Origin of the sequence: Psychromonas algicola (assembly GCF_004378355.1) — a bacterium.
Classification (GTDB): domain Bacteria; phylum Pseudomonadota; class Gammaproteobacteria; order Enterobacterales; family Psychromonadaceae; genus Psychromonas.
This window is the reverse complement of sequence record NZ_SNUB01000002.1, coordinates 110,960-136,113: the sequence shown is the minus strand read 5'-3', so window position 1 is coordinate 136,113 and position 25,154 is coordinate 110,960. Positions and strand designations below refer to the sequence as shown.

31 protein-coding genes are annotated in these 25,154 nt (G+C 36.7%); 13 read left to right on the top strand and 18 right to left on the bottom strand.

Going from position 1 to position 25,154, the window contains the following annotated elements; genetic code table 11:
* Nucleotides 1-12: 12 nt before the first annotated feature.
* The 6 genes from E2R67_RS01645 (at nt 13) to E2R67_RS01620 (ending at nt 2,551) form a co-directional block, all read left to right on the top strand.
* A complete protein-coding gene (locus tag E2R67_RS01645; protein WP_134289195.1) occupies nt 13-228 on the top strand; it encodes a hypothetical protein in 216 nt (71 codons plus the stop codon).
* Nucleotides 229-337: 109 nt separating this feature from the next.
* The gene (locus E2R67_RS01640) at nt 338-916 is read left to right on the top strand and encodes an imm11 family protein (protein WP_134289194.1); all 579 of its coding nucleotides are present in this window, start codon (nt 338-340) and stop codon (nt 914-916) included.
* 31 nt (nt 917-947) lie between these two features.
* Entirely contained in the window at nt 948-1,178 is a 231-nt protein-coding gene (locus E2R67_RS01635) for a hypothetical protein (protein ID WP_134289193.1), read from the top strand.
* 20 nt (nt 1,179-1,198) lie between these two features.
* Nucleotides 1,199-1,615, top strand: coding sequence for a hypothetical protein (locus tag E2R67_RS01630; RefSeq protein WP_134289191.1), 417 nt, complete (start codon nt 1,199-1,201; stop codon nt 1,613-1,615).
* Nucleotides 1,612-2,028, top strand: coding sequence for a VOC family protein (locus E2R67_RS01625; protein WP_134289190.1), 417 nt, complete (start codon nt 1,612-1,614; stop codon nt 2,026-2,028). Before E2R67_RS01630 ends, E2R67_RS01625 begins: the two co-directional genes overlap by 4 nt.
* A 34-nt stretch (nt 2,029-2,062) precedes the next feature.
* The gene (locus E2R67_RS01620) at nt 2,063-2,551 is read left to right on the top strand and encodes a GNAT family N-acetyltransferase (RefSeq protein ID WP_134289188.1); all 489 of its coding nucleotides are present in this window, start codon (nt 2,063-2,065) and stop codon (nt 2,549-2,551) included.
* A gap of 75 nt (nt 2,552-2,626) precedes the next feature.
* On the opposite strand, the gene E2R67_RS01615 is transcribed toward E2R67_RS01620, so the two are convergent.
* The 3 genes from E2R67_RS01615 to E2R67_RS01605 form a co-directional block, all read right to left on the bottom strand.
* Nucleotides 2,627-3,427 (bottom strand): immunity 49 family protein, encoded by an 801-nt coding sequence (locus E2R67_RS01615; protein ID WP_134289187.1) that lies wholly within the window; start codon nt 3,425-3,427, stop codon nt 2,627-2,629.
* Between the two features lie 56 nt (nt 3,428-3,483).
* Nucleotides 3,484-4,116 (bottom strand): imm11 family protein, encoded by a 633-nt coding sequence (locus E2R67_RS01610; protein ID WP_134289185.1) that lies wholly within the window; start codon nt 4,114-4,116, stop codon nt 3,484-3,486.
* A 174-nt stretch (nt 4,117-4,290) separates the two neighbouring features.
* Nucleotides 4,291-5,802 carry a CYTH and CHAD domain-containing protein gene (locus E2R67_RS01605; protein ID WP_134289184.1) on the bottom strand — a complete coding sequence of 504 codons (1,512 nt, stop codon included), beginning with the start codon at nt 5,800-5,802 and terminating at the stop codon, nt 4,291-4,293.
* 178 nt (nt 5,803-5,980) lie between these two features.
* On the opposite strand from E2R67_RS01605, the gene E2R67_RS01600 reads away from it, so the two are divergent.
* The 4 genes from E2R67_RS01600 (at nt 5,981) to E2R67_RS01585 (ending at nt 10,059) form a co-directional block, all read left to right on the top strand.
* Nucleotides 5,981-6,661 (top strand): TIGR00153 family protein, encoded by a 681-nt coding sequence (locus tag E2R67_RS01600; protein WP_134289183.1) that lies wholly within the window; start codon nt 5,981-5,983, stop codon nt 6,659-6,661.
* A gap of 15 nt (nt 6,662-6,676) precedes the next feature.
* A complete protein-coding gene (locus E2R67_RS01595; protein WP_134289182.1) occupies nt 6,677-7,942 on the top strand; it encodes an inorganic phosphate transporter in 1,266 nt (421 codons plus the stop codon).
* A 117-nt stretch (nt 7,943-8,059) separates the two neighbouring features.
* Nucleotides 8,060-8,659, top strand: coding sequence for a TIGR04211 family SH3 domain-containing protein (locus tag E2R67_RS01590; RefSeq protein WP_243836921.1), 600 nt, complete (start codon nt 8,060-8,062; stop codon nt 8,657-8,659).
* A 170-nt stretch (nt 8,660-8,829) separates the two neighbouring features.
* Nucleotides 8,830-10,059, top strand: coding sequence for a multifunctional CCA addition/repair protein (locus E2R67_RS01585; RefSeq protein WP_134289181.1), 1,230 nt, complete (start codon nt 8,830-8,832; stop codon nt 10,057-10,059).
* A 38-nt stretch (nt 10,060-10,097) separates the two neighbouring features.
* Here the strand turns inward: E2R67_RS01585 and E2R67_RS01580 are convergent, their stop codons facing one another.
* From E2R67_RS01580 to folB, 3 genes are read right to left on the bottom strand one after another with little or no spacing between them, the layout of a single operon-like run.
* Nucleotides 10,098-10,898 (bottom strand): undecaprenyl-diphosphate phosphatase, encoded by an 801-nt coding sequence (locus E2R67_RS01580; RefSeq protein WP_134289179.1) that lies wholly within the window; start codon nt 10,896-10,898, stop codon nt 10,098-10,100.
* 16 nt (nt 10,899-10,914) lie between these two features.
* Entirely contained in the window at nt 10,915-11,412 is a 498-nt protein-coding gene (gene folK / locus E2R67_RS01575) for a 2-amino-4-hydroxy-6-hydroxymethyldihydropteridine diphosphokinase (protein WP_134289177.1), read from the bottom strand.
* Complete coding sequence (gene folB / locus E2R67_RS01570; protein WP_134289176.1) at nt 11,412-11,765, bottom strand: dihydroneopterin aldolase; 354 nt, start codon at nt 11,763-11,765, stop codon at nt 11,412-11,414. Before folB ends, folK begins: the two co-directional genes overlap by 1 nt.
* Before the next feature lie 174 nt (nt 11,766-11,939).
* Between folB and plsY the strand changes: the two genes are divergently transcribed.
* From plsY to gloA, 3 genes are all read left to right on the top strand, one after another.
* Nucleotides 11,940-12,536 (top strand): glycerol-3-phosphate 1-O-acyltransferase PlsY, encoded by a 597-nt coding sequence (plsY, locus tag E2R67_RS01565; protein WP_134289174.1) that lies wholly within the window; start codon nt 11,940-11,942, stop codon nt 12,534-12,536.
* Nucleotides 12,537-12,640: 104 nt separating this feature from the next.
* Entirely contained in the window at nt 12,641-13,069 is a 429-nt protein-coding gene (locus tag E2R67_RS01560; RefSeq protein WP_347876750.1) for a c-type cytochrome, read from the top strand.
* 82 nt (nt 13,070-13,151) lie between these two features.
* Nucleotides 13,152-13,556, top strand: coding sequence for a lactoylglutathione lyase (gloA, locus tag E2R67_RS01555; RefSeq protein ID WP_134289172.1), 405 nt, complete (start codon nt 13,152-13,154; stop codon nt 13,554-13,556).
* Between the two features lie 81 nt (nt 13,557-13,637).
* On the opposite strand, the gene trpS is transcribed toward gloA, so the two are convergent.
* From trpS to pilM, 12 genes are all read right to left on the bottom strand, one after another.
* On the bottom strand, nt 13,638-14,639 hold the full coding sequence (gene trpS / locus E2R67_RS01550) for a tryptophan--tRNA ligase (RefSeq protein ID WP_134289171.1): 1,002 nt from the start codon (nt 14,637-14,639) through the stop codon (nt 13,638-13,640).
* 20 nt (nt 14,640-14,659) lie between these two features.
* A complete protein-coding gene (locus tag E2R67_RS01545; protein WP_134289170.1) occupies nt 14,660-15,331 on the bottom strand; it encodes a phosphoglycolate phosphatase in 672 nt (223 codons plus the stop codon).
* Nucleotides 15,332-15,356: 25 nt separating this feature from the next.
* Entirely contained in the window at nt 15,357-16,028 is a 672-nt protein-coding gene (gene rpe / locus E2R67_RS01540) for a ribulose-phosphate 3-epimerase (RefSeq protein WP_134289168.1), read from the bottom strand.
* Between the two features lie 209 nt (nt 16,029-16,237).
* The gene (locus E2R67_RS01535) at nt 16,238-17,050 is read right to left on the bottom strand and encodes a Dam family site-specific DNA-(adenine-N6)-methyltransferase (RefSeq protein ID WP_134289254.1); all 813 of its coding nucleotides are present in this window, start codon (nt 17,048-17,050) and stop codon (nt 16,238-16,240) included.
* Nucleotides 17,043-18,869, bottom strand: a complete 1,827-nt coding sequence (locus tag E2R67_RS01530; RefSeq protein WP_134289167.1) for an AAA family ATPase — start codon at nt 18,867-18,869, stop codon at nt 17,043-17,045. The genes E2R67_RS01535 and E2R67_RS01530 overlap by 8 nt, the downstream gene beginning before the upstream one ends.
* Before the next feature lie 6 nt (nt 18,870-18,875).
* The gene (gene aroB, locus E2R67_RS01525) at nt 18,876-19,946 is read right to left on the bottom strand and encodes a 3-dehydroquinate synthase (RefSeq protein ID WP_134289165.1); all 1,071 of its coding nucleotides are present in this window, start codon (nt 19,944-19,946) and stop codon (nt 18,876-18,878) included.
* Nucleotides 19,946-20,461: a shikimate kinase AroK gene (gene aroK, locus E2R67_RS01520; protein ID WP_134289164.1), complete on the bottom strand. Its 516-nt coding sequence runs from the start codon at nt 20,459-20,461 to the stop codon at nt 19,946-19,948. Before aroK ends, aroB begins: the two co-directional genes overlap by 1 nt.
* A 174-nt stretch (nt 20,462-20,635) precedes the next feature.
* Complete coding sequence (locus tag E2R67_RS01515) at nt 20,636-22,327, bottom strand: type IV pilus secretin PilQ (RefSeq protein WP_134289162.1); 1,692 nt, start codon at nt 22,325-22,327, stop codon at nt 20,636-20,638.
* 29 nt (nt 22,328-22,356) lie between these two features.
* Nucleotides 22,357-22,878 (bottom strand): pilus assembly protein PilP, encoded by a 522-nt coding sequence (locus tag E2R67_RS01510; RefSeq protein WP_134289161.1) that lies wholly within the window; start codon nt 22,876-22,878, stop codon nt 22,357-22,359.
* Complete coding sequence (locus E2R67_RS01505; protein ID WP_134289160.1) at nt 22,878-23,450, bottom strand: type IV pilus inner membrane component PilO; 573 nt, start codon at nt 23,448-23,450, stop codon at nt 22,878-22,880. Before E2R67_RS01505 ends, E2R67_RS01510 begins: the two co-directional genes overlap by 1 nt.
* On the bottom strand, nt 23,450-24,004 hold the full coding sequence (locus tag E2R67_RS01500; protein WP_134289158.1) for a PilN domain-containing protein: 555 nt from the start codon (nt 24,002-24,004) through the stop codon (nt 23,450-23,452). Before E2R67_RS01500 ends, E2R67_RS01505 begins: the two co-directional genes overlap by 1 nt.
* On the bottom strand, nt 24,004-25,062 hold the full coding sequence (gene pilM / locus E2R67_RS01495) for a type IV pilus assembly protein PilM (protein WP_134289157.1): 1,059 nt from the start codon (nt 25,060-25,062) through the stop codon (nt 24,004-24,006). The genes E2R67_RS01500 and pilM overlap by 1 nt, the downstream gene beginning before the upstream one ends.
* Between the last annotated feature and the right edge of the window lie 92 nt (nt 25,063-25,154).

Here is a 25,154-nt window from a genome sequence, read left to right as displayed (position 1 = left end):
ATAAGGGCAATAATGCAGAAAAATCCCAAACCACTTTATTGTTCAACAGAATGTGCGGAAAAACAAATGGTGAGATCCTTTGGCACTTGCCCTGAATGCAATGAGAATTGGAACAGCGCGAATGATGCACATAAACAGCATTATAAAAACAACGCTTGGAAAATATGCGATACATGTTCAAGAGAACAACATCGATGCGTTGTATGTGGAAAAACCGCTATCGAGTGAATGACTATCGACATTAAATTATTCATTTCAGATTCATTTTTAACAGTATTCTCGTCTATCTGTTATTTACTCTTCTAATATATTGGCTAGGAAATATAAAGAAATAGATATGACACTTTATTCAATCTACGCAGATGCTAAAAAATACCGCACCATTGGTTATGACAGTGAGCAAATGTTTGACAATTTTGGCTCCCTAAACCATCACTTTAATGTTAATTATTCGCCTCGGCCTTTTTTGATGCATGTGAAGAGCCCACTTAAGGTGAACTTTTCTCGTGAAGCGTCAACATTTTCTGGCAATGAAATCCCAGATATTTCAGAACATTATGGACGATTATTTTTAAGCCCCAAAGCATACGATGTGGTCAAAGGTTTAATCAAAAATGATGGTGAATTCTTACCTGTTGAGTACGAGAAAGGCTGCGCATATATTTTTAATACACTTAGTGTTGCTGAAAGCGTCAATGGTTTAAATAAACAACTCTGCATTAGAAATGAATATGGCGAGCACCTGAGCATGGCCTTTCACCAAGATAAAACGAAAAACTTCATGATATTTAAAACCTCCTTTGATGGTTACATTAACGCATTCATCCAAGAAGAGCTTAAACAGGCCATTGAAGATGCAGAACTTAAAGGCGTGTATTTCACATCAAACTTAGGCGCTCCTGACAACAAAAAATAACCGTCACATAAAGAAAAGAGACTATAGAACAATGAAAGCCAAAGAAATCTTATTAATTATGGAACGTCGCCTCCACATGCAAAAAGAGGGAATAACAAGTCCATCGGAAGATATAAAACGATACACTAAAGAGTTTGTAGCAAAGTTAACTGAAATAGATGGCGAAGATGAAATCGAAATTATTCGCGATGAGCATATCCTTAAATCTGTTCACGTACCAACAGGACATGTGCTTGCAGTATATGCAGACAAAAAAACATAATAAAAGGTCTACTTATGTACATGTATTTTAAATGGTTTGTGGTAGTTGGACTAAACTCTATTTTGGGATTTATGTTAGGATCAGAAGAGGGCAAAGGCTTTGAAATAGCGATGATAACAGGAATACTTACTTGGTATTTTGTTTATGTTTGCTTTGATAATTACTTACAAAAAAATGGATACATAAATACAAGTCGTAAACTTTTCTTAAGCGCTGTTTTAAGGATCCCTCTACAATTTTTTATTATGCCCGATATGTACGCAGGTTTAGCTGCAATAATGACAGTTGATTTTATAGGGTTAGAAAACAACCCTTTTATTTTGACATATAGTAAAACTATTTTCACAGGATTATATTTAAGTCTTATGTGTTCAGTTATTTACTTGATTATTACTTGTATTGAAAATATTTGGCGCAAAGCGAAGGTAAATAAATGAAGCAGAATATTGTCCACGTGGCATTAGTAGTTAGAGATTATGATGAAGCGATTGATTTCTATGTTAATAAACTAAAATTTGAACTTATAGAAGATGCTTATCAAGGCGATGGAGATAAACGCTGGGTTGTTGTTGCCCCACCGAACTCAAGTGGAGTGGCGCTAGTCTTAGCAAAGGCTTCAAAACCAGCACAACTTGATGTGATTGGTAACCAAACCGGCGGACGAGTATTTCTGTTTTTAAACACTGACGATTTCTGGCGTGATTATGAGCGTATGCAATCTATCGGTATCAAGTTCATTCAGGAAGCAATAGAGCGCGATCATGGGACGGTTGCGGTGTTTGAAGACTTGTACGGAAACCGTTGGGATTTGATGCAATTGAAACCTGAACATCCGATGGCAAATAGATAAATCCATTCAGTATAAAGCTTAAGAGAAATCAATAATGATTAGTTTAAGAAAAATGAAGGCGGATGAATACCCTGCTTATTGCGATTATTTTATTGCTGATTATGCAGATGATCTTGCACAAAATTATGGTCACTCTATTGAAGCGGCTACGGAACTAGCTCAGCAGACATTATTAAGCAGTCTTCCTGATGGTATTGAAAGCAAAAAGCATGATTTACTGTGTATTGAATTAAATTCTAATAGCAGCAAAGTAATCGGCTACCTGTGGCATTCGATCAAAGCCAGTGATGCATCGACGTTTATTTATGATTTCTATATTGAAGCGCAATATCGAGGCAGTGGTTATGGTAAACAAGCACTTAATCAACTTGAAAATTTATTAGCGACGGTAGGCATTGATCAAATCAAGCTTCGTGTTGCTTTTAATAATCAACGCGCGCTAGCTTTGTATAAAGAAGTAGGCTTTGCTATTTCTGGCTATAACATGTCGAAAAAAATAACCGCGATGACAAACAACACTTAGTCGAATATGTGTTTGTTTTAACAAGCAAAGTTTAAATAAACATATTTTACGCAATCGGTATTACTATGATTGGTATTAGAATGTGCTATCGGAGAGAATAACCCAATCATTATCGTAAGGCTCAGGCATCGATAGCAACGCCTCTTTCGGGCACATAGCCAGCTCTCTATTTGGTAATGTAAAGCCTTTAACTTGAGCCAACTTCAGCCACGCCATTCCTTCAAACCATAATTTTGAATGAGGAAGAAAAGCTTCAATTGAGTAACTTCTTTGATCTATTTTCTTTTGCACCCATTCCTGATGTGCAGTTAATAGTTGATCAAATGCTTTCCAAAAATCATCTTCGATTGATGCTTCCACTAATAAAAGCGCTTTAATGAGCTTTGTCCGTAGACCTGTTTTTTCGCAAGCCTCGAGGTTTAATAATAAGGTTTCAATTTCATTATTGATGGTGACTCGACTGTTAGACAATGCAAGAAGAAGATGGTTAGCATAGTAACGATCCTGTGGCTCTTCTCCTTGTTCCCATTGTGTCGGCAATTCTTTAATTAAATTCGTAATTAAATTTTGTTGCTGAACAATAACTGCAGCATGGAGTGGATAGTCTTTAAAAAAAGAAACGCGTTGCTCATAATGAGTATTTGCACAATAGAGTAAACGACGCCAGTTTTCGCCAACGCGACAAAGATTATGTAGAAAATTATAGGGTGTCGAATCGATCACTATATTAGCTGTCGCAATAATTAAAAAATTATCGCATAACTTAGACGTCTTTCGATAAAAAGTGTCCCAATCAAGTTTGCTGGAAATCAAAAACAAATTATTTTCTATATTTCGAATGGCATCTTCTTTAAAACCAATTAAGTCTATATCCACATTGTTTCCAACTACTTTTAATAAGTTTAAATTCTAATCATTACCGTATAACACACTTATAACATCAGCTCTTTCATATAAGCCTTATCGTGAGGCAAAATCATTCCATTCCAACCTTGTGCGGGAATCATCCAAAAACCGGTCACGCCTGCTTCTTGAAACGCATTAAGCAACGATGACTCAATCACGGTGATATTTTTGTAAGTTAAAGGATGAAAGATTTTTGCTTTAGGATCTACATCCGTTAAATCCAGCTCGGTTTTGCTTATTACTGATATTTGGCTATCATCGAAGCTACTTAACTCATATTCTGATTTCGTCATATCGATGATTGGCTGAGCGTTAATATAGTTCAGCATAAAATAATCATTACTAGCTACGTCACTGTTCTGATCTTTGATTGTCACAGGAAAATATTCTACTTGAGATGAATCTAAGCCATGATCCAACATGATCTCTTTCACTTTTGTAGAAACTATCTGAGTACCTAATCTGTTCTCAATAAAATCATATAACTTTGAATATTCATTCTCATTAGAAAAGTGCAAAACACCCACCTCAGGAAATTCATCGAGTAGCGATTCATTCTCCAAGAACTCCCAATCCTGAGGCCCTTCTTCAAGATCATCTTTTATAATTGGTCCATCCGAAGAATCCGCTAAAAAAATATAATAATCTGTTTTTTTCATTTAGTTATTGCCTATCAAAGTGAAATTAGTCATAGAAATAAGAATACTCAAATTAAAACTTATTTAAAAAATTAATTATTCACTTCATTATTTACATGGAAATATGAATATGATCTTAATGTATTCTTGTTCTTTTGTCGGACGACATTCTGTCCAATCCAATTAAATAGATCTTTAATTCTCAATATCAATCCAATATTTCTCATTCGATAAGGCACGCTGCTTTGATTGTTCAATTGCGCTTAATAACGAGCCTTGCTTGCGCTTAACCCATTTAAAGTATTCTTCTTGCACTTCTGTATCTGTTTCATCAGAAGCAAATTCAGAGACCGTATTCAGCATAGAAAGCTCTAGAGTACCTTGATAAATATCTAACCATGGGTAGCGATATTCGGCGCATAAGGTTTCATTAAACATATGTCCAAGGCTTAATCCCGTCATTAAATTTGAAACTAATAATCCTTGATGCGGCAATAAGTTATCTAACTCAAGAGAGCCTTCCACAGAAAGGGGTTGAGTTAATTTTGCCCAACAATTATCTAATGCCGCTTTAGAAAAATCTAATAATGATGTCTCACCCTGTGTTTCTAATGTTGTTTTTTCAAGCTGAATCAACCACTCAGTCAACCCTAAAACAAAGTTACAATAACGGCTGCTATGCAATAGATTGAAGATATCTTCTTCATTGGGTAAGGCTTGATCTGCGAGTTGTATTTGTTTTTGTAATTGTTTTAATTTTGGTAACTTACGAAGATAATACGCTTTATTTTCTAATAAATTTTGTAGAATTAAACGCTGATTAACCCACGAAAAACTACGTGCTAACCATTGCAGGTCATTAACCCAACGACACCCAGTAAAAGAAATTCCACCTTCTTTAAATAGATGGATATTTTGATGCAAAAACATGATGCCTTTTTGTAATTCAACTAACGCATTAAAATTACCACTATCGACGTAACAATTCTCATGATACTGCAAGTGCTTTAAGCCGTGCTGAAAATTAGTGGATAGTGCTTGCTGAATGTTCATCTCTGTATTTAGAGCAGAAAAATCAATGGGTTTAACTTCAAACTTCGCATTATCGATTAACATATAACCACGTTGTGCTTTGCTTACGTTACCTAAACGAACACTAGGTAATGCAGCGATATCTTGCGCTAAAATGAATAGCTGAGCTTCATCACCTTTAACTAATTCCAGCTCGATTTCACAAATGTCTGATTCGCCCTGCTCCGCTATGATTTTGCCACAGTCATAAGCAAGTTCAATTAAAGTGCCGTCTTGCATTTCAAGTAACCAATGCAAGCGTCTAAAATCAGTACTAAATAACGGCTTTAAAGCTTTTTGTAATTCATTGATATCACAATCTTCAGGCCAAATTTTACTTTTAAAGCGCGCAAGTTCTGGCTGTAAACCCTCTATTGGTTCATTATATTCGGGTCTTTGATGTAAACCGCCAATCACTCTGCCCGATGTTTTAATGGTTTGTGTACATTGTTCATCGATACGGCGCACTCTCAGCCCCATATCCATTTTTCTTAAATCACGCCCTTCAGTCTCAAAGTAAACATTGTGTAGCATTTGATTTTTATGGGAAATAACCGTGTGTTGAGTGATGACATCCAACAGTTTTTCGGAAAAGTTTGCGTTAAAAAAAAATTTAATCTCTATTTCTGTTTCCATAATTGATACCCAAAATGACCTTTTAATTAAGCGTTCTAGCGACTTTAATCGTAATTTTTCCTGAATTATACTAAATTGATGTTCTATTGTGCGCAAAAGAAAGTTAACATGCGCGGCATATAAAATGTTCAACTTAATCAATATATGGTTAATAAACCATAAAAACTTAAGGTAAATCATGCCAGTTAATTCGATATTTGGGGTCTTTGCTAAGTCTCCAATCAAACCTATTCAATTACATATAGACAAAGTTGCTATGTGTGGTGATTTGCTGATCCCATTTTTTCAAGCTAGTGCTGAAAATGATTGGGATAAAGCAGATGAAGTGCGTAAACAAATATCTCAGTTTGAAAAAGAAGCAGATGAGCTTAAGCGCGAATTACGTTTAACACTACCAAAAGGCTTATTTATGCCTATTGACCGTGCAGACCTGCTTGAACTTGTTAACCGTCAGGATAAAATTGCGAATACAGCAAAAGATATTGCTGGTCGTATTTTTGGTCGTCAGTTACAAATTCCAAATGAAATTTTTGATGATTTCATGGCTTATGTGCAACGTAGTTTAGACGCTGTTAAACAAGCTAAAGATGCAATCGATGGTTTAGACGAACTACTTGAAACAGGCTTTAAAGGCCGTGAAGTAGATATCGTGACAAAAATGATCGAAGTACTAGAAACAATTGAAGATGATACTGATTCATTACAAATCAAACTTCGTCGTAACTTATTAGCCATCGAAGACAATTACAAACCAGTGGACGTAATGTTTTTGTATAAAATTCTAGAATGGGTAGGTAGCCTTGCTGATCATTCAGAATTAATAGGCACTCAGCTAGAACTTATTCTAGCTCGCTCGTAGCTCAAAGGATTCATTATGGATATTTTAAACACATACGGAAGCATGCTTGTTTTATTTGCAGGTGCAGTTGGTTTTTTAATGGCTTGGGGCATTGGCGCAAATGATGTTGCTAATGCAATGGGAACCTCTGTTGGTTCAAAAGCATTAACAATCAAGCAAGCAATTATTATTGCAATGATCTTTGAATTTGCTGGTGCTTATTTAGCAGGTGGCGAAGTAACGTCAACGATCCGTAAAGGTATTATTGATGCCTCTTATTTTGTCGATCAACCTGAACTACTTGTTTTTGGTATGACAGCAGCCTTATTAGCAGCAGGTATGTGGCTAATTATTGCGTCTTACTTTGGCTGGCCTGTTTCTACAACACACTCTATCGTAGGTGCCATTGTTGGTTTCTCGGCGGTAGGTGTAGGTGTAGACAGTGTAACCTGGAGCAAAGTCGTTGGTATTATAGGTAGTTGGATAATTACCCCACTAATTTCAGGCATTATCGCTTACTTCATTTTTATGAGCTCTCAAAAGCTTATCTTTAATACAAAAGATCCGATTGCAAATGCAAAACGTTATGTCCCTTTATACATGTTCTTAGCCGGTTTTATACTATCATTAGTAACAATCACTAAAGGCCTTAAACACGTTGGCCTACATTTCTCGCTAGTAGAAGCAAATGTATTCGCTGTGATTATTGGTATTTTAATTGCTGTAGTAGGTAAAATATTTATACAACGCATTAAAATTGATCCGCAAGCAGATAAGCATATGCACTTTGCTAATGTAGAAAAAATATTTGCAGTACTAATGATAGTCACCGCCTGTGCAATGGCGTTTGCTCATGGTTCAAATGATGTTGCTAATGCAATTGGTCCGCTAGCGGCTGTGGTAAATATTGTTGAAAATGATGGTCAAATCGCTTCAAAAGCAGTATTAGCTTGGTGGATTTTACCTCTAGGTGGTATTGGTATTGTGTTAGGTTTAGCAATATTTGGACGCCGTGTAATGGCAACGATTGGTCAAGGTATCACGCATTTAACACCGAGCCGTGGCTTTGCCGCTGAATTAGCAGCAGCTTCAACGGTTGTTATTGCTTCAGGCACTGGCTTACCAATTTCCACAACACAAACTCTTGTTGGTGGCGTGCTGGGTGTAGGTATGGCACGTGGTATCGCAGCATTAAATTTAGGGGTAGTTCGTAACATTGTTATCTCTTGGGTGGTGACGTTACCAATTGGAGCTGGGTTATCAATCGTGTTCTTTTATCTATTAAACAGCATTTTTTCTTAACCTTTAATTTGCTAAAAATATAAAAAAAGAGAGCTTATGCTCTCTTTTTTCTTGTACACCCACCGTAATACCTTTTAGAATGTCCTTTCTGTTATTTATCTAAAAAAGGTATGCCTCTTGAAATCAATTAAATTATTACTTTGCTTAATATTCTCATCTAGCAGTTTTGCTGCGACACAATATGTAACAGATAACTTGACTATTTTCATGCACTCAGGCCCTAGTTTAGAATATCGTATTATTGGAGCCCTTGCTGTAGGCACTGATGTTAATGCCTTAGAATACAATGAAGAAACCAAGTTTATGCAAGTTAAAACCAACGCAGGTAAAACAGGTTGGGTTAAATTAAGCGAACTACAACAACAACCACCAGCAAATGTTTTGTTGCCTAAAATACAAAAAGAACTCGCTGCTGCTAAAAACACATTAAAAAGAGCGAATAATAGTCACGAGCAAACCGTATCGAATAAAGATCAAGAAATTATTGATAAAGATAAGTTAATTGCCAGACTAAGACTTGAAAAGAAAGCGTTAGAAGAGTCTGTTGCCGAACTAGAAGCGCTTAATGTTGAATTTGATATTTTAAAAGAAACAAAAGAATCTCGCATGATGATGGAATGGTTAATGTATGGCGGTAGTATTTTATTCTTTGGTATTTTATTTGGTCTAATACTTCCATTTTTACCTCGACGTAAAAAAAGTAATAGCGGCTGGTAATCACCGTTTTTAAGCATTATTTAAACGCACTTATGTGCGTTTTTTTTAACACTTTTTTCAGTAAAACGAACAGCTACGTAACTGTTCGACTATAGTTATACCGATTGCGCTAAATATGTTATCTATTTATCGTGATTGGCATTATTACATCAATCATTGAGGGGGAAGCTATGCGTATATTTTTAGTCGGTGGCGCAGTCAGAGATAAGTTATTAAACCTCGAAGTCAAAGACCGTGATTTTGTTGTGATTAATAGCACCCCAGAAGCCATGTTAGAGAAAGGCTTTACTCAAGTAGGCAAAGATTTCCCTGTGTTTTTACATCCAACCACTAATGAAGAATATGCGTTAGCAAGAACCGAACGCAAACAAGGCTCTGGATACACTGGGTTCACATGTTATGCAGGCCAAGATGTTAGCCTTGAAGATGATTTAATTCGCCGAGACCTCACAATTAATGCTATTGCAGAGTCACAAGAAGGCGAAATTATTGATCCTTATTTCGGCCAGAAAGATTTAAAAGAAAAGGTTTTACGTCATATTAGCCCGGCATTTAGCGAAGATCCTTTGCGTGTATTAAGAGTGGCACGATTTGCTGCACGGTTTGCTCACCTTGATTTTAACATCGCACCAGAAACACAGCAGTTAATGACTGAACTTGCTAATAGCGGCGAGTTACAAGCGTTAACCGCTGAGCGAGTCTGGGCAGAAACAGAAAAAGCATTACATACACAAAGCCCACAAGTGTACTTTCAAGTATTACGAGATTGCGGAGCGCTAGCGATTTTATTTCCTGAAATAGATAACTTATTCGGTGTTCCCGCTCCTAAACGCTGGCATCCAGAGATAGATACAGGCATTCATACATTGATGGTGCTAGAGCAAGCTTGTTTATTATCTGATGCATTAGCCTTCCGTTTTGCGTGTTTGGTACACGACTTGGGTAAAGCATTAACTCCAGAGAGCGAATGGCCTAGTCATAAAGGGCACGGTTTTAAAGGTCTTAATGTCATTAAGAAGTTTTGTAAACGCCTTAAAGTACCCAATGAATGTCGTGATTTAGCTTTATTAGTGAGTGAGCACCATACCAATATTCATAGCGCCTTTGAATTAAGGCCAAGCACGATTGTTGGCATTATGGATAAATGTGATGCATGGCGTAAACCTGCACGTTTCCAACAAATGTTGCAATGCTGTGTTGCTGATTCTAAAGGCCGTACAGGCTTTGAATTATTACCTTACCCAACGGCTGGATTTATGTGGGAAGCCTTTCAGGCAGCATCAAAGGTCGATATTCAAGCGATTATTAGTAAGGGCTTTCAAGGTGCGGAAATCAAAGAGAAACTAAATGAACAACGCATTCAATTAGTGAAAGCGTTTAAACAAGCACAGCAGCTTTAATTGCTGTGCTTTAATTTTTTAGTAATGAGCTGTCACCATTAACCAGCTAAAATATAAAAAAGTGCTGCGCCTAAAATCAAACGATAGATAACAAACGGTAACATACCCACTTTATTTAGTAAGATTAAAAACACGTGAATACATAAAATAGCACTTACGAAAGAAACACCGGCACCTAGCATCAATGAAAACCAATCAACATATTCATCTGACAATATAAATTTTAATAAGTCATAACCCGATGCCATTGAGATGATTGGAATCGACATTAAAAATGAAAAACGCGCAGCTGCATTACGTGTTAACCCTAACATTAAGCCTGCTGTAATAGTGATCCCAGAACGAGATGTGCCAGGAATAAGCGCTAATGCTTGTGCAAAACCCAATATAATCGCGCCTTGTAAACCGGTTTGATATTCTGTTTTAATTTGCTTCGCTTTTGCATCCGCCCACCAAAGTAATAAGCCAAAGACTATCGTGGTCACCGCAATAACATAACCACTACGTAAATAAATTTCGATATAGTCTTTACCAAAAAAACCAATCGCCGCAGCAGGAATGGTTGCCCAGACTATCCACCACGCTAATTTGCTGTCCTGTGTGTGATTTTTATTTTTAACTGAATCTACCCAAGCAAAGGACATATTTGTCACTTCACGACGGAAGTAAATTAGCACAGCCGCTAAGGTTCCAATGTTTAACACAAGGTCAAAAGCCAACCCTTGATCTTGCCAATTTAAAAGAACCGATGGCAGAATCAAATGTGCTGAACTTGAAATAGGTAAGAACTCAGTTAACCCTTGAATCAAGGCCAGTACAACAATTTCTAAAATACTCATATTTTTCTCTAATTAGTTAAACACTGTCTCTTTGAAAAGACATTTCTATTTTCCATAACTTTTGTTTATTAACTGGATATTGCGACCATAAATTTTCGTAACTTTCATTTAATAATGGATGTAGTAACTCAGGCGCAAGTTCGGCTAAAGGTTGTAACACAAAGGCATTTTCAGTGATTTCTGAGCGAGGAATATTTAAGCTTATATCCACTAATTGATCATACAATAGAATATCTAAATCTAATGTTCGTGGTGCAAACTTAATCGCTTTTTCAGGTCGACCTAATTGCACTTCGAGCATTTTTAGCTTAGCAATAACTTGTTCAACGGGTAATTCAGATGTTAACTGAGCAACGAGGTTATAAAAGTTACCACCAGTAAAACCAACCGCTTCACTTTCAAAAACACTGGACAGCTTTACTTCCCCAAAATGCTTTTGTAACAAGGAAATACCTTGTTGAATATAATTTTCTCTATCAATACTTGAGCCAATACCAATAAATATAGTTGCCACTACTTATTACCACGCTCTATCTGAACACCTAAACTTTCAGCTTTAGGTAGTGCCCCCGGTTTGTGTAAAGTTAACTTTATCCATGGCACAGAAAATTCAGTCATAATTAACTCAGCGACACGCTCCGCCATGGTTTCTATTAATTCAAATTGGTGTTGTTGAGCAAATTGATTAACACGTTCAGAGACGCTGAAGTAGTTCAATGCAAGGTTAATATCATCGGAAGCTGCAGCAGGACGATTATCAAAAGCCATCTCTAGATCAAAATAGAGTTTTTGTTGAACTGTTTTTTCCCAACCGTAGACACCAATGGTGCTAATGACTTCTAATTGCTTGATAAAAACGATATCCATTTTTTGATGCCTTCTCGTTATGATTATTTTTTAGACGATGTTGCTTTTGTTTCCTGTTTTTTACAAGTAAACTCTGCGACTCAACTAAACCTGACAAGCTAAGTTATCAACTTAACGTTGTAGTTAAGCTTAAAATTTCACAGCATTTTACCTTAATGGGATGAAATAAGTACCATGATTATATTATTGACACTCATTTTTACCGTGTCCGCTTATTTTATCGGCGCACTTAATGGTGCGATTTTATTATGTAAAGTGAAAGGCTGGCCAGATCCACGCTTACATGGCTCTAAAAACCCAGGTGCAACTAATATTTTACGATTACATCATGCACAAGCAGCAAGTTTGGTGTTAATTTTTGATTTATTAAAAGGCACGCTGCCAGTTTATATCGCTTATTTTGTTAACATTCCTCCTTTTGCCATTGGTTTCATTGGTATCGCAACATGTTTGGGGCACATTTTCCCTCCTTATTTTGGATTTAAAGGAGGTAAGGGAGTTGCGACAGGTTTGGGGACTTTATTACCTTTAGGAATGGATATGACTGGCTTGCTCATTTTTACTTGGTTATTAACCATCGCATTAAGTGGCTATGCCTCGCTTGCCGCTATTGTAACAGCGATTGCTGCTCCTATTTTTATCGAATTTATAAAACCAGAGTTCACCTTGCCGGTTCTTATGCTATCGAGTTTGATCATTCTTCGACATATTAGTAATATTCACCGACTTATTTCTGGAAAAGAAAAGAAAATAGTGAACTGGAAACAATAATACCCATAAACAGATTGGTAGTTAAAGCCAATCTAGTTATAATTAACATTTTGACAACAAGCCTTTCTGAAAATTGGCTTTTATTTAACATGACAGGAGTTCACGTGGCCCTTATTAAACGTCTTAGCATAATGATTGCATTTTCTATAAGTCTTTTCAGTGTATCAAGCTTTGCACAAGATTACTCTGAAGATGCAATTGCTGATCGTATCGCTCCTATTGGTGATGTTTATATCGATGGCGAAATCGTAACAGCTAGCTCAAAACAAGCACCCGCTGCACCAGCAGGTCCTCGTTCAGGAGAAAGCATTTACAATACTTTTTGTGTTGCTTGCCATGGTAGCGGTTTACTAGGCGCACCTAAAAAAGGTGATGCAGCAGCTTGGGAACCTCGTGTAGCACAAGGCCAAGACACATTAATCAATCATGCAATCCTTGGCTTTAACTCAATGCCAGCAAGAGGAACATGTAGTAACTGTAGTGATGAAGAAATCGCATCAACGGTTGCCTTTTTAATAAAAGATCTTTATTAGTTATAAAGTTAAATCCCCCCGATTAAAAAGGCGAATTTAGATTCGCCTTTTTTGTGTCCACAAGATTAGAAGGAAATAGACGATGCGCTTATTACACACTATGTTACGTGTTGGTGACTTACAAAAATCATTAGACTTTTACCAAAATGTATTGGATATGAAATTATTGCGTCAATCTGAAAACCAAGAGTATAAATATACGCTGGCATTTTTAGGTTATGGCGATGAAGCTGATACAACCGTGATTGAATTGACTTATAACTGGGGAACAGACAGTTATGAGAAAGGTAATGCATATGGTCATATTGCAATTGAAACCGATGACATTTATGCAACTTGTGAAAAAATTAAATCATTAGGTGGTGAAATCACACGTGAACCAGGCCCTGTAAAAGGCGGCCGTACTGTGATTGCATTTGTTAAAGACCCTGATGGTTATATGATTGAGTTGATTAACAAAAAAGATGCAGGTCAAGGCTTAGGTTAATCGATCATTTAAGAGATATAAAAAAGGCTGATATTTATCAGCCTTTTTTCTGTTTAGCACTAAAGCATTGGTTATATAGTATTATTTTGGTAAAAAACCAATACGATCATAAACCGTCGCTAATGTAGTAGCCGCTCGCTCACGTGCTTTTTCAGCACCTATTCTTGCAATTCCTTGCAATGCATCTTCATCAGCACGTAATGCTTTGAAACGCTCTTGAATTGGCTCTAATAAAGTCACAACCGCTTCTGCTGTATCTGATTTTAAATGACCGTACATTTTATCTTCGTATTCAGGGATCAAGCTTTCGATTGATTTACCCGTTGAACAAGAAAGTAAGGTCAATAAGTTAGATACTCCAGGCTTTTCCGCTGTATCAAAATAAATACGCGCTTGCTCATCGGTATCCGTCATTGCGCTTTTAATTTTTTTCGCAATTTTCTTTGGGTCTTCCAATAATGCAATAAAGTTCTTTTCATTATCGTCAGATTTAGACATTTTCTTGGTTGGCTCTTGTAAGCTCATAATACGCGCACCATGCTCAGGAATAGCAGGCTCTGGTACAACAAACGTATTACCGTAAGCATTATTGAAACGTGTAGCGATATCGCGAGCTAATTCAAGATGCTGTTTTTGGTCGCTCCCTACTGGCACACTGCTAGGGCCGTATAACAAAATATCTGCCGCCATTAATACAGGGTAACTAAATAAACCCGCGTTAATATTAGTCACATTCTTTTGTGATTTATCTTTAAACTGCGTCATACGGTTTAATTCACCCATTTGTGTATGACAGTTTAAAATCCAAGATAATTCAGCATGTTCAGGCACTTGTGATTGAATAAACATAGTACTTTTCTGTGGGTCGATGCCAACAGCTTGATACATCGCTAAACCATCATAAATCGCGCTACGTAATGCTTTCGGATCTTGACGAACAGTGATCGCATGTAAATCAACAAGACAGAATAAACAGTCGTGTGTTTCTTGCATTACAACCCATTGACGCAATGCGCCCATGTAGTTACCGATAGTTAAGCCGCCTGATGGCTGACATCCACTTAATACAACTGGTTTAGTCATTGTTTATTTCCTTCATTGCTTTAAAGCAATGTTAATAATTCATCGAAATGATTAATAAGATAATCTGGGTTCATATCTGCAATCGGATCACCGAAGTTATACCCGTAAGTTAATGCAATTGTTTTTACTGAGGCATTCTGACCAGCAAGTATATCGTTACGAGAATCGCCAACCATTACGGCTTCAGATTTGCTTACATTAAAATGTTCACAGGCATGATTCACTTGCATAGGCTCTGGCTTATTCTTAGCTAAAGTATCACCGCCAATAAGCAAATCAAAACAACGGTCGATTCCAAAATAAGCCAATAACTCAGGTAAAAATTTCTCTGCTTTGTTGGTAATTAAAGCAATCTTATAGCCTTTGTCCTGTAGTGAAAACAAAGTACTTTTTACCGCAGGATATAAACCAGACTCTGTATTTAAAAATTGCTGGTAATAACCTTCAAAAATAGCCACTGCTTTAGTTAACTCAGATTCACTGCTTGCTTTGTTTTGAACATGTAATAAACAACGCTCAACCATTTTTGGAATACCATCACCCACCCATGTTTTAACAACTAATCCGTTAACATGAGGTAATGATAAATCGTCTAACATAGCATTTAAAGCTAAGCGTAGATCAGGCACGCTGTTTACTAATGTGCCATCAAGGTCAAAACAAATAAGTTTAATATTAGTTATCTCTGACATTTTAAAATGTTCTCTTTTTAATTCTTTATTTAACTTTTGCTAATTCAACGCGCATTTCATCAATCACAGCTTTATAGTCTGGTTGATTGAAAATTGCCGATCCAGCGACGAACATATCAGCACCAGCTTCTGCAATTTCTTTAATATTATCTGTTTTCACGCCACCATCAACTTGCAAACGAATATCTAATCCGCTGTCATCAATTAATTTGCGAACTTGGCGTAATTTCTCAAGCGTATGAGGAATAAAAGATTGCCCGCCAAAGCCAGGATTCACTGACATTAATAAAATAACATCTAATTTATCCATGACATGGGTTAACTCTTCTAACGAAGAAGCAGGATTTAACACTAAACCTGCTTTACAGCCATGGTCTTTGATAAGTTGTAATGAACGATCAACGTGTTTTGAAGCATCTGGATGAAAAGTAATAATTGATGCGCCAGCTTTAGCAAAATCAACAATCATAGTATCAACGGGTTCAACCATTAAATGCACATCAATCGGCGCTGTAATGCCAAAGTCACGCAATGCCTTACAAACCATTGGACCGATTGTTAAGTTAGGAACATAGTGATTATCCATTACATCGAAATGCACAACATCGGCACCATCATCTAATACTTTTTGAACATCATCCCCTAAACGAGCAAAATCTGCAGAGAGAATCGAAGGTGCAATTAAATAATCGGTCATGATGGTTTGTCCCTAAATAAAAAGAAGCTAAATAATTAGGTGATTATTCTACATAATACCAATCAGAATACATAGTGGATCTCGGCGACTGAATGAAATAACTCGCACTGAATAACAAGTTTTGAAGTAATTAAAGCAGATAGTGAATTCAATCAGGAAAAATAAGGTCAATAGTGAATTAACCGCAGTCGACTTTCATCAATCAAAGGTTATTTTTTGGCAGGGAAAAAAGCGAAAAGCTCTGCAACAGGTTTACGATCAGAAGATTTACTACTAATAGTTCGAGACACAGAAATTTTATCGCAGTGAGCTTCTCGATATAACTCTTGGGTGAGTGTTGTATCATGATTACTCAATAAAACGGCCGCTTTACTTTCTCGAGCTAATTTCGCAAGCTGTGCTTGATCATCTAGGGTAAAACCTTGTGTCGCATAACTTGTAAAAGAAGCGCTTTTACTTAACGGCACATAAGGTGGATCACAATAAAGTACATCCGTGTCACGCAAGTATAAGAATAACTTCTGATAAGGTTTACAAGTAAAAGTTGCCTTCTTCGCTTTTTCAGCAAAAAACAGCAATTCAGTTTCAGGGAAATAAGGCTTTTTATAACGGCCAAAAGGTACATTAAAACCGCCGCTTTTATTATAACGACATAAGCCGTTATAACCGTGACGATTTAGGTACAAAAATAATAATGAGCGCAAATAGATATCGTCACTTTTATTAAATTCCGAACGTAGTTTGTAGTAAACCTCTTCTTTATTAAATTCATCCTGAAAATAAACTTTAGCGTCTTGAATAAACTGTTTTGGTTTACGTTTAATGATTCTGTACATTTCAATCAAATCAGGATTGATATCGTTAAGTACGTATTCTTCAAAATCACTATTTAAAAAAACAGAGCCCGCGCCAACAAAAGGTTCAATTAAACGCTTTGCTTTAGGAAGACGCTCATTAATTTGCTCAGTTAATTTATACTTGCCACCGGCCCATTTTAAAAAGGCTCTATTTTTTTCATTCATCATTTAATCGCAATTCATTATGTACTAGTTGCCATTGTTTTACCCAGCTCGACATTCCTTTGAAGGCATCGGGTAAATTATTTGCAGCTAACTGAGCTGATCGAACTGAATCATAATCACCGTAAAGTACAACAAACCAAGGTTTATTTTGGTAAACAGTTTCGTATAAAAACAAATTTTCTTGAGGGAATTTTGATTGTTGTTTAAAGAGCTCAACATACCTTTTTGTCGCCATTCCAGAAAGCTGTAAAGTATAATGATCAGGCGATTTATTAAATAAAATAGCTGTTGGTGTTAATTCTGTTTGCGCTTCTTCAGTCAATACATTACTTGCAGGTAATTCAGGCTCCTTATTCACTTGCAAAGGAGTCTCAGGTGCAGCACTTTCAGTTAATACTTGCTGTTGTGATGGTGACTCTTCTGTTAACAATACGTCATTTTCGACTTGAACTTGCTGAACATCATTTTTAACTTCATTTTCTATCGCAACAGGATCAACCACAGGAATAACAACATTTGGAGCAGAAGGCTCAACTACCACGGAAACCGCTTCAACAGGGGCTTCGTCGGCAATATCCAAACCAGCCTGTTCACGCAAAGAAGACAATAAGGTTTTACTGTCATCATTTTGTTGACTATGTATTGGCAAAAATTGCTCGTTTTCAACCTCAGATTGTGATGTTTTATCTTCAGTTTGGCTAAGTGGTAATGAGGTAATAGGTTGCTCCCCCTTATCTCCAAGCAACTTCTTAGTATTTGCTTCAACGGCACTGACAAGTTTGACAAGTTCTTCATCAGAAACAACAACACGCTGGCCTTTTTGTTCTGGCAAGCCAACTTCTTGTTGGTTATCTTCTATTTCTGCATTGGCGTCATCCCACTCACCTGCCAATGCTTCTTGCATTCTTTTTTCTTGAATGAGTAAGTGTTCTAATCGTACATCTTTTTGTGTTTTTTGCTCTACCACCTCAGGAGCTATTTTGGGCTCAACTTTTTTCTGAGTGATAAATTTAGGGTATAAATAAGTTCCTAAAGCGCTGACGATCCCAACTAATAACAACATTAACAAGATAGCTGGCAATGCCGTTTTTAACCAATATTTACGAGGAGGTAACACACTGCCTTGGCTTAAATCATCGGCTAATTGAATTATTTTTTTAGGGTTACCTGCACATTCTTTTAGTTGTCGAGTTAACGCTTCCTGATGTTGCACTTCGGGCTGATAGTCAGCCTGTTTAAAGTTATGCTGTAATAAAGAAAGGCTTTCTTCTGCGGATAAAGGTGGCAACTTGAATTCAACATGATTTAAAGTCGCTTGCATACGTGCAATTAAATTATCTTCGATATAATCTAAATGTTGTTGGTTAGTTTTTTCATCGCTAAGTAATAAAATATTTAATGTACTATCCCGTACAAAATCTTCACCTGAGAATAACTCGCATAGCTCAATAATAAACCCTTCAGGTAAATTATCTGCACCATCGATAATCAATAATTTATTACTCTCTTTACTCTCTGACGCCTGTAAACGCAGGATAGTATCTAATAGGTTATCTTCAGAATTAAATAAAGGATGATCATAAAGCTGGCTAACAATTTGTTGGCGTAATTTATCAACGCTAGGTGTGTTAGATAGTGAGATGTATATCTGCTGTAACTCTGCATTTAAAGAGTTTGAAAGATTTTCAGTTAACGTACTTTTCCCAGATCCCGCTTCGCCTGAAACAAAAATAAGCGAAGAAGATAAGTAAATAAGATGCTGAAGTCGTTCAATTAACTGCAGTTGGGAAGGGAGTGATATTAATGTTCTTTCAACCATAGCCGGCTACGATTCTATAACGTCACGAAGAACAGATTCACTTACATCATCAAATAAGGCACTTGTACCTATTGATGTTGGTAAGACCAAACGTAATTTTCCTTTAAGTACTTTTTTGTCTAACTGCATATGCTCAGCAAAATGTTTGTATTGCATCTCAGCAGGCGCTGCTAGTGGTAAATCAAATGCTTCGATTAAATCGATAATTCTGTCAACATCGCTATGATCAACGAGACCTAAGATATAAGAGGTTTCAGCAGCTAAGATCATGCCTGCAGCGACCGCTTCACCGTGTAACCAATTGCCGTAACCTTGTTCAGCTTCAATAGCGTGACCAAAAGTATGGCCCAGATTTAATAAGGCTCGAATCCCATGTTCTTTTTCATCTAAAGCGACAACTTCAGCTTTAATTGCACAACAACGCTTAAGCATATAAATAATCGCTTCGGGCTGTAATGATTTGATTGCTTGTATATTGGCTTCTAACCAAGCAAAAAAGGCTTCATCGTAAATGATACCGTACTTAATCACTTCCGCCATGCCTGCAGCAAATTCACGCGCAGGTAATGTTTTTAAACACTCAATATCAATCACAACAGCTTGTGGCTGATAAAAAGCGCCAATCATATTTTTGCCTAAAGGATGATTAACTGCTGTTTTTCCGCCAACAGAAGAATCTACCTGAGATAATAATGTGGTTGGAATTTGAATAAAATCAACACCACGTTGATAACATGCAGCAGCAAATCCTGCCATATCACCAATAACACCGCCGCCTAATGCAATAATGGTTGTATCTCTTGCATGTTTCTTAGCAAGTAAAGTGCTTAATATAATTTCAAAGGTGCTTAAATTTTTGTGTTGCTCGCCGTCCGCTAAGATCACTTCATCGATTTGATAGTCTTTTAGCGTCTCTTTACAAGTTTCTAAATACAAAGGAGCAACGACGTCATTAGTGACTATCATTACTTTTTGGCCTTTGATAGCGCTCTTGAATAAGTCAGCATTTGTTAATAAATGCTCACCGATAGAGATTGGGTAACTACGGTCACCTAGATCAACGAGTAATTTTTCCATTAAAAATCCAATAAAGAGATAATTTGACTCGCAACCACTTTTGCACTTTGCTCGTCTGTTTCAATCGTGTAATCCGCAGCTTCTTCATAAAGTGCGTTACGCTTTTCTGCTAATGTTTCTAAAACCGATTTTGGATCATCAGTTTGTAATAAAGGTCTACGTTTATCTTTTAATGTTCTTGCTAATTGCTTTTGTACGCTTGTTTTTAAGTAAACAACAATGCCACGCGCTGAAAGGTGAGTTCTGTTTTCTTGTCGAATAACCGCACCACCACCAGTGGCTAAAACAATACCGTGTCTTTGTGTAAGCTCGTCTAGCATATCTTGTTCGCGAGCTCTAAAACCTTCTTCACCTTCAACGTCAAATACCCAAGCGATATCTGCGCCAGTTTTGCGTTCAATTTCACTATCTGAATCAAGGAAGTCTAAGTGCAGCATTTGTGCTAGTTGACGACCAATTGTGCTTTTACCAGCACCCATTGGACCAATTAAAAATATATTACGCTGTTCTGCCATGTTGAATTTTTACTCAAGTGATTGATTATTAGGAAAACCCTTAAAAATTAAAGAGAAGTGCCTTATTATCGCAATTGTTAACAATACATTGCAAGCCATAAAAATAAAGCCTGACGATAAATGTCAGAGTTCTACAACATATATATCTTGTTTAGTATTTTATATGCATTACGTTCAGTATTTTGTTTGCATCACAATACGCGGTGTTACAAAGATTAAGAGTTCTGCTTTACTGTTTTCATGAACCGTACTTCTAAACAAGAAACCAAGATAAGGAATATCACCTAAAAGTGGCACTTTACTTGTAGAATTAGTCACTTGCTGTTGATAAATTCCACCTAACACTAAGGTCTCACCATTTTCTACAAGTACTTGTGTCGCAATTTCTTGGGTATTAATTGCAATCGCATCACCGGTGCTTGTTGAAACGGTATCCCCTTTTGAATCTTGGGTGATCACTAACTCTAAAATAACATTATTATCAGGTGTAATTTGCGGCGTGACCTCTAAACTAAGCACTGCTTTTTTAAAGCTAACCGATGTAGCCCCTGAAGAAGAGGATTCAACATAGGGAATTTCGGTTCCTTGTTCAATATAGGCTGTTTGTTGGTTTAGGGTAGTAATACGTGGTGTGGCGATGATTTCAGCTTTGTTTTCTTGCTCTAAAGCTGATAACTGCAAATCCAAAATATTGCCATTTGCAAACTTACCAACTTGAAAAGCAAGGTTTCCCGCTGCCGCAACAATCGGCAAATTCACACTTAAACGTTCACTTACATCTCCGGTCACACCATTACCGATTCCAGTTAATGTCCCCGAGGTAGCGACGTTACCCGAACTGCCAGATAAGCCCCATTGTATCCCTAACTTTTCACCTACCGAATCATTCACTGTTACCATTCTCGCTTCGATAATAACCTGCCGCACAGGTACATCTAACACTTGAATCATCTTTTTAACGGATTTAACTACCGCTGCCGTATCTTGAACCAATAAAATATTAGTTCGAGCATCAATACTGACGTTACCTTTTTCGGAGAGTAAGTGAGTATTTTCAGAAGCTAACATCGCCGCGATATCAGCCGCTTTCGCATAATTAACTTGAATGAATTCTGTGTATAACAAATCATTATTACTTGCATCAGAAATACTCCCGTAATCGTTTTCATTAGCGATGAGTTCAGCAATAGGGGCAACCATTAATACATTGCCTTCTTTTATCTTTCCTAAACCTTTTACTTTTAAAATAATATCTAATGCTTGATCCCAAGGTACTTCATCGAGTCTTAATGTAATATGTCCAGTCACTGAATCCGAAGTTACTAAATTGAGTTTCTGCGCATCGGCAATCAACTGTAAAACATTGCGAATCGGGATATCTTGGAAATTAAGGGAAATAGCCTGACTTTGACGTGCTTTCTTTGTTCTTGATTGACTTTCAAACACATCAATAACAAATAAGTTATCTGATTGCTTGTAGCGAAAACTATAACCACCTTTAATCGTTAAGACGAAACGTGTTTTACTATCAATGCGAAAAGATTCTATTTTTTCTACTGGTGTTGCAAAATCATCGACATCGATAATATACAACAAAGCTTCTTTGATAAAAGTACTTTGAAAATCAATAATTAACTGCTGTCCTCGGCGATCAATATTCACAGCAATATTATTATTGTCTAAATAAACAAAAAATTGCCCTGCTTCTGTCGGACCACGTTTAAAATCTATTTTTAAAACTTGATTAACCTGGGATTCTGGAGTCGTGTTCGCCTGTACTTGAAGTGCGAGAAAATAAATAAACATAGCAAAGAATAATTGAGATAAGATCACTTTTTTCGATTGATTCACTTCGATAAGTTGCATTTTTATCTCCTAATTTTCATTCACTCTGTTTATTTTAAGAGTAGCTTTATTTCCGTTGCTTGTTTTTCCCAGCAGCCATTTCTACCTAATTTCAATTCCAACAATTGAATTCTATCTTCCAACACATGAGTTATTTCCCCATGATTTAAACCAAGGTAACTTCCTGTTTTCACCTTATAAAATAAGCTATTTGGCGCTTCTATAATTGCCCACAGTTGCGCATTTATTTTTAAGGTTCCTCGCATCAGCAAATCACCGAGAGAAAAACCTTCTAAGCTTTCTTTTTCTCTTTTGAAATCAGGCTGTAAACACCCTTTTACTATTTTCTTACTTTCAAACGCCGTGGTTACTTGTTTGGGTTTAACAAAAGGACTTCTCGCTTGTTGCTGAGTAAATGCTAATGCAGTGTGATCAATTAGTATCGGTAAATTATCTTCAACGTTATGTTGCTGAGCTTTGGCATCAGCCACGAACTCTGCTAAATCATCGGTTTTAACGTCTTTGCAAGCAAACAAAAATAAACTCATTAACAGCACAAAAAACCATTTCATTATTTTGCATCCTTATAACGATAGGTTTTAGCAACAACATCTAGCATTAATAACTCATTCTCGCCCGTTGGTTTGATGCGTAAATCTTCCAATACAAGAATACGAGATAAAGCGGCGATCTCTGCGGAGAATTGCCCTAATTGCGCATAAGTCCCAATAACTTTAATACTAATGGGCACCTCTTCCGATAAGCTATTTTGTTTTTTCACTCCCCAATTAATACTTTTAAATTGCAATCCATTATGTGAACCAATAAAACTGATATCGTCCAATAAACTCGCTAATTCCTTTTTATTAGGCAACTTATGTACAAAACCCTCTAATATTTTTTGCGTTTCTTTAAGGTGTTTTTGATACAGTGTTAAGTGTGCCGCACTTTTAGCTTTTACGATAAATTCACTTTTAAGCCTCTCCTCTTTAAATTCAACAGATGTTAACTGTTCAAGCTGCGCATCAATCACGAAATAATAAAAAAGCACACTTAAAACCATTGCAGCTAATAAAATTGGAATGGCTTGATAAGCTTTTGGCCAATGGCCTACGTTTTCAAAATCTAAGTCTACAATATTCATTAGCGCTGACCTTGGTTAGAAAACACAAAGAAATTCATAGAGAACTTAGATAACTTAATAGGTTGAGTAGATCCAGAAACGATCGAAGGTAAAGAGACATCAGTTAACCATTTCGTTTTTTCAATGTTTCTAACCAGTTGACTCACTTGTTCATTAGATTCCGTTAAACCGGTTATTTTTATTTGTTCATGTGAAAAATTAACAGCCGTTAAATACACTCCATTCGGAGTAATCTCAGGTAATACATTAAATAAACGCGTTGCTGCATTTCGCTTTTGTTCAAGTCGTTGGATCAGGTTAATACGTCGCTCTAGTTCATTTTTTTGTGTTTCAATACGTTCAATTTCAGCAATCTGTTTGTCCAATATATGCATTTCAGTTTGTAAAAAATGATTGCGTTTAACTTGAGCTTCTATTTTTAAATCAATAAAAACCTTTCCTAGGTAACAGGTAAACAAGACCACTAAGCAAGTCATTGTTAATATTATAAAAAATATCGTTTTCTTATTTCTTTTTTGCTCTTCGCGCCATGGCAGTAAGTTAATGTTAGACATTACAGAGCTCCTCTTAATGCTAGCCCCAATGCCATCATGTATTGTGAACCCACTTGTTCAAAAAGCTCGCTATCACCCTGTTTCTTAAACCTTAATTTCTTACTATATTGTAGTTTGATCACCTCCATATTTAGCTCATTATTAAGACGCTTTAAAAAACCAGGTAATAAACCACCCGCACCAACAACAATTATTTTTCTCACTTGAAGGTGGTTAAAGGCATTGGCGAACATATGCAAATCCGCCTGCAGATAATGGATCGTTTGATCTATGAAAGGTGCTAATAACTCAATGTCACACCCCCCAGGAAATTCGGCATTACTCTTCAGTTTTTCAGCATCTTGAAAAGAGATACAATAGCGGTCCACAAGCATTTGAGTAAATACATCGCCACCATGACTTTTACTGCGGCTAAAAATAATATCCCCTTGATGAATAATATTAAGCATCATTTGTGAAGCACCAATATCTACGACAGCAATACTTTGTTGCTGATTATCAATAGGCAAGAGGTAATTAACACTACGCGCAAGCGCATGACTAGCAATGTCCACTATGTTTGTTTTAAAACCAGCTTCATCAACACATTGAACATGCGACAAGACAGATTCTTTGCGTGCCGTGCTGACTAATATATTATTTAGCGAATCGTCATCTTCATTTACAGCCAACATTTCGAAGTCAAAAAACACTTCATCTAAGGGAAACGGAATATCATTTTCCACTTCAATTTCGACTTGGCTCTGCAACTCTAAATCATTTAATGTTGAATTAATTGACATAACTTTGGTCATAACATCCGCACCAGTAACGGCAATTGCAGCATTGCTATAATCGACAGGCAGTTTTTTTTGTAATTGCCTGATAACAAGGCTTATTTTACTGATATCTTGAAGGTGGTTATCAACAATCAAACCTTTAGGCAGCAACATATTTGCAACGGCATCTACTTGATAGATACCGCGTATGTTGGAAATAGCGACCGCTTTGATGGCATAGGAACCAAGATCAATGCCAATAAGCCCCGCTGAAGTGGTTTTAATTAGTCCAAAAAACATAACGCCTGCCATATTAGTATTAATAAACAGATTGTTTTAGAATGTTAAGTATTATTGTATAAAAATAGAGCACTTCTAGGAGAAAAGTCAAC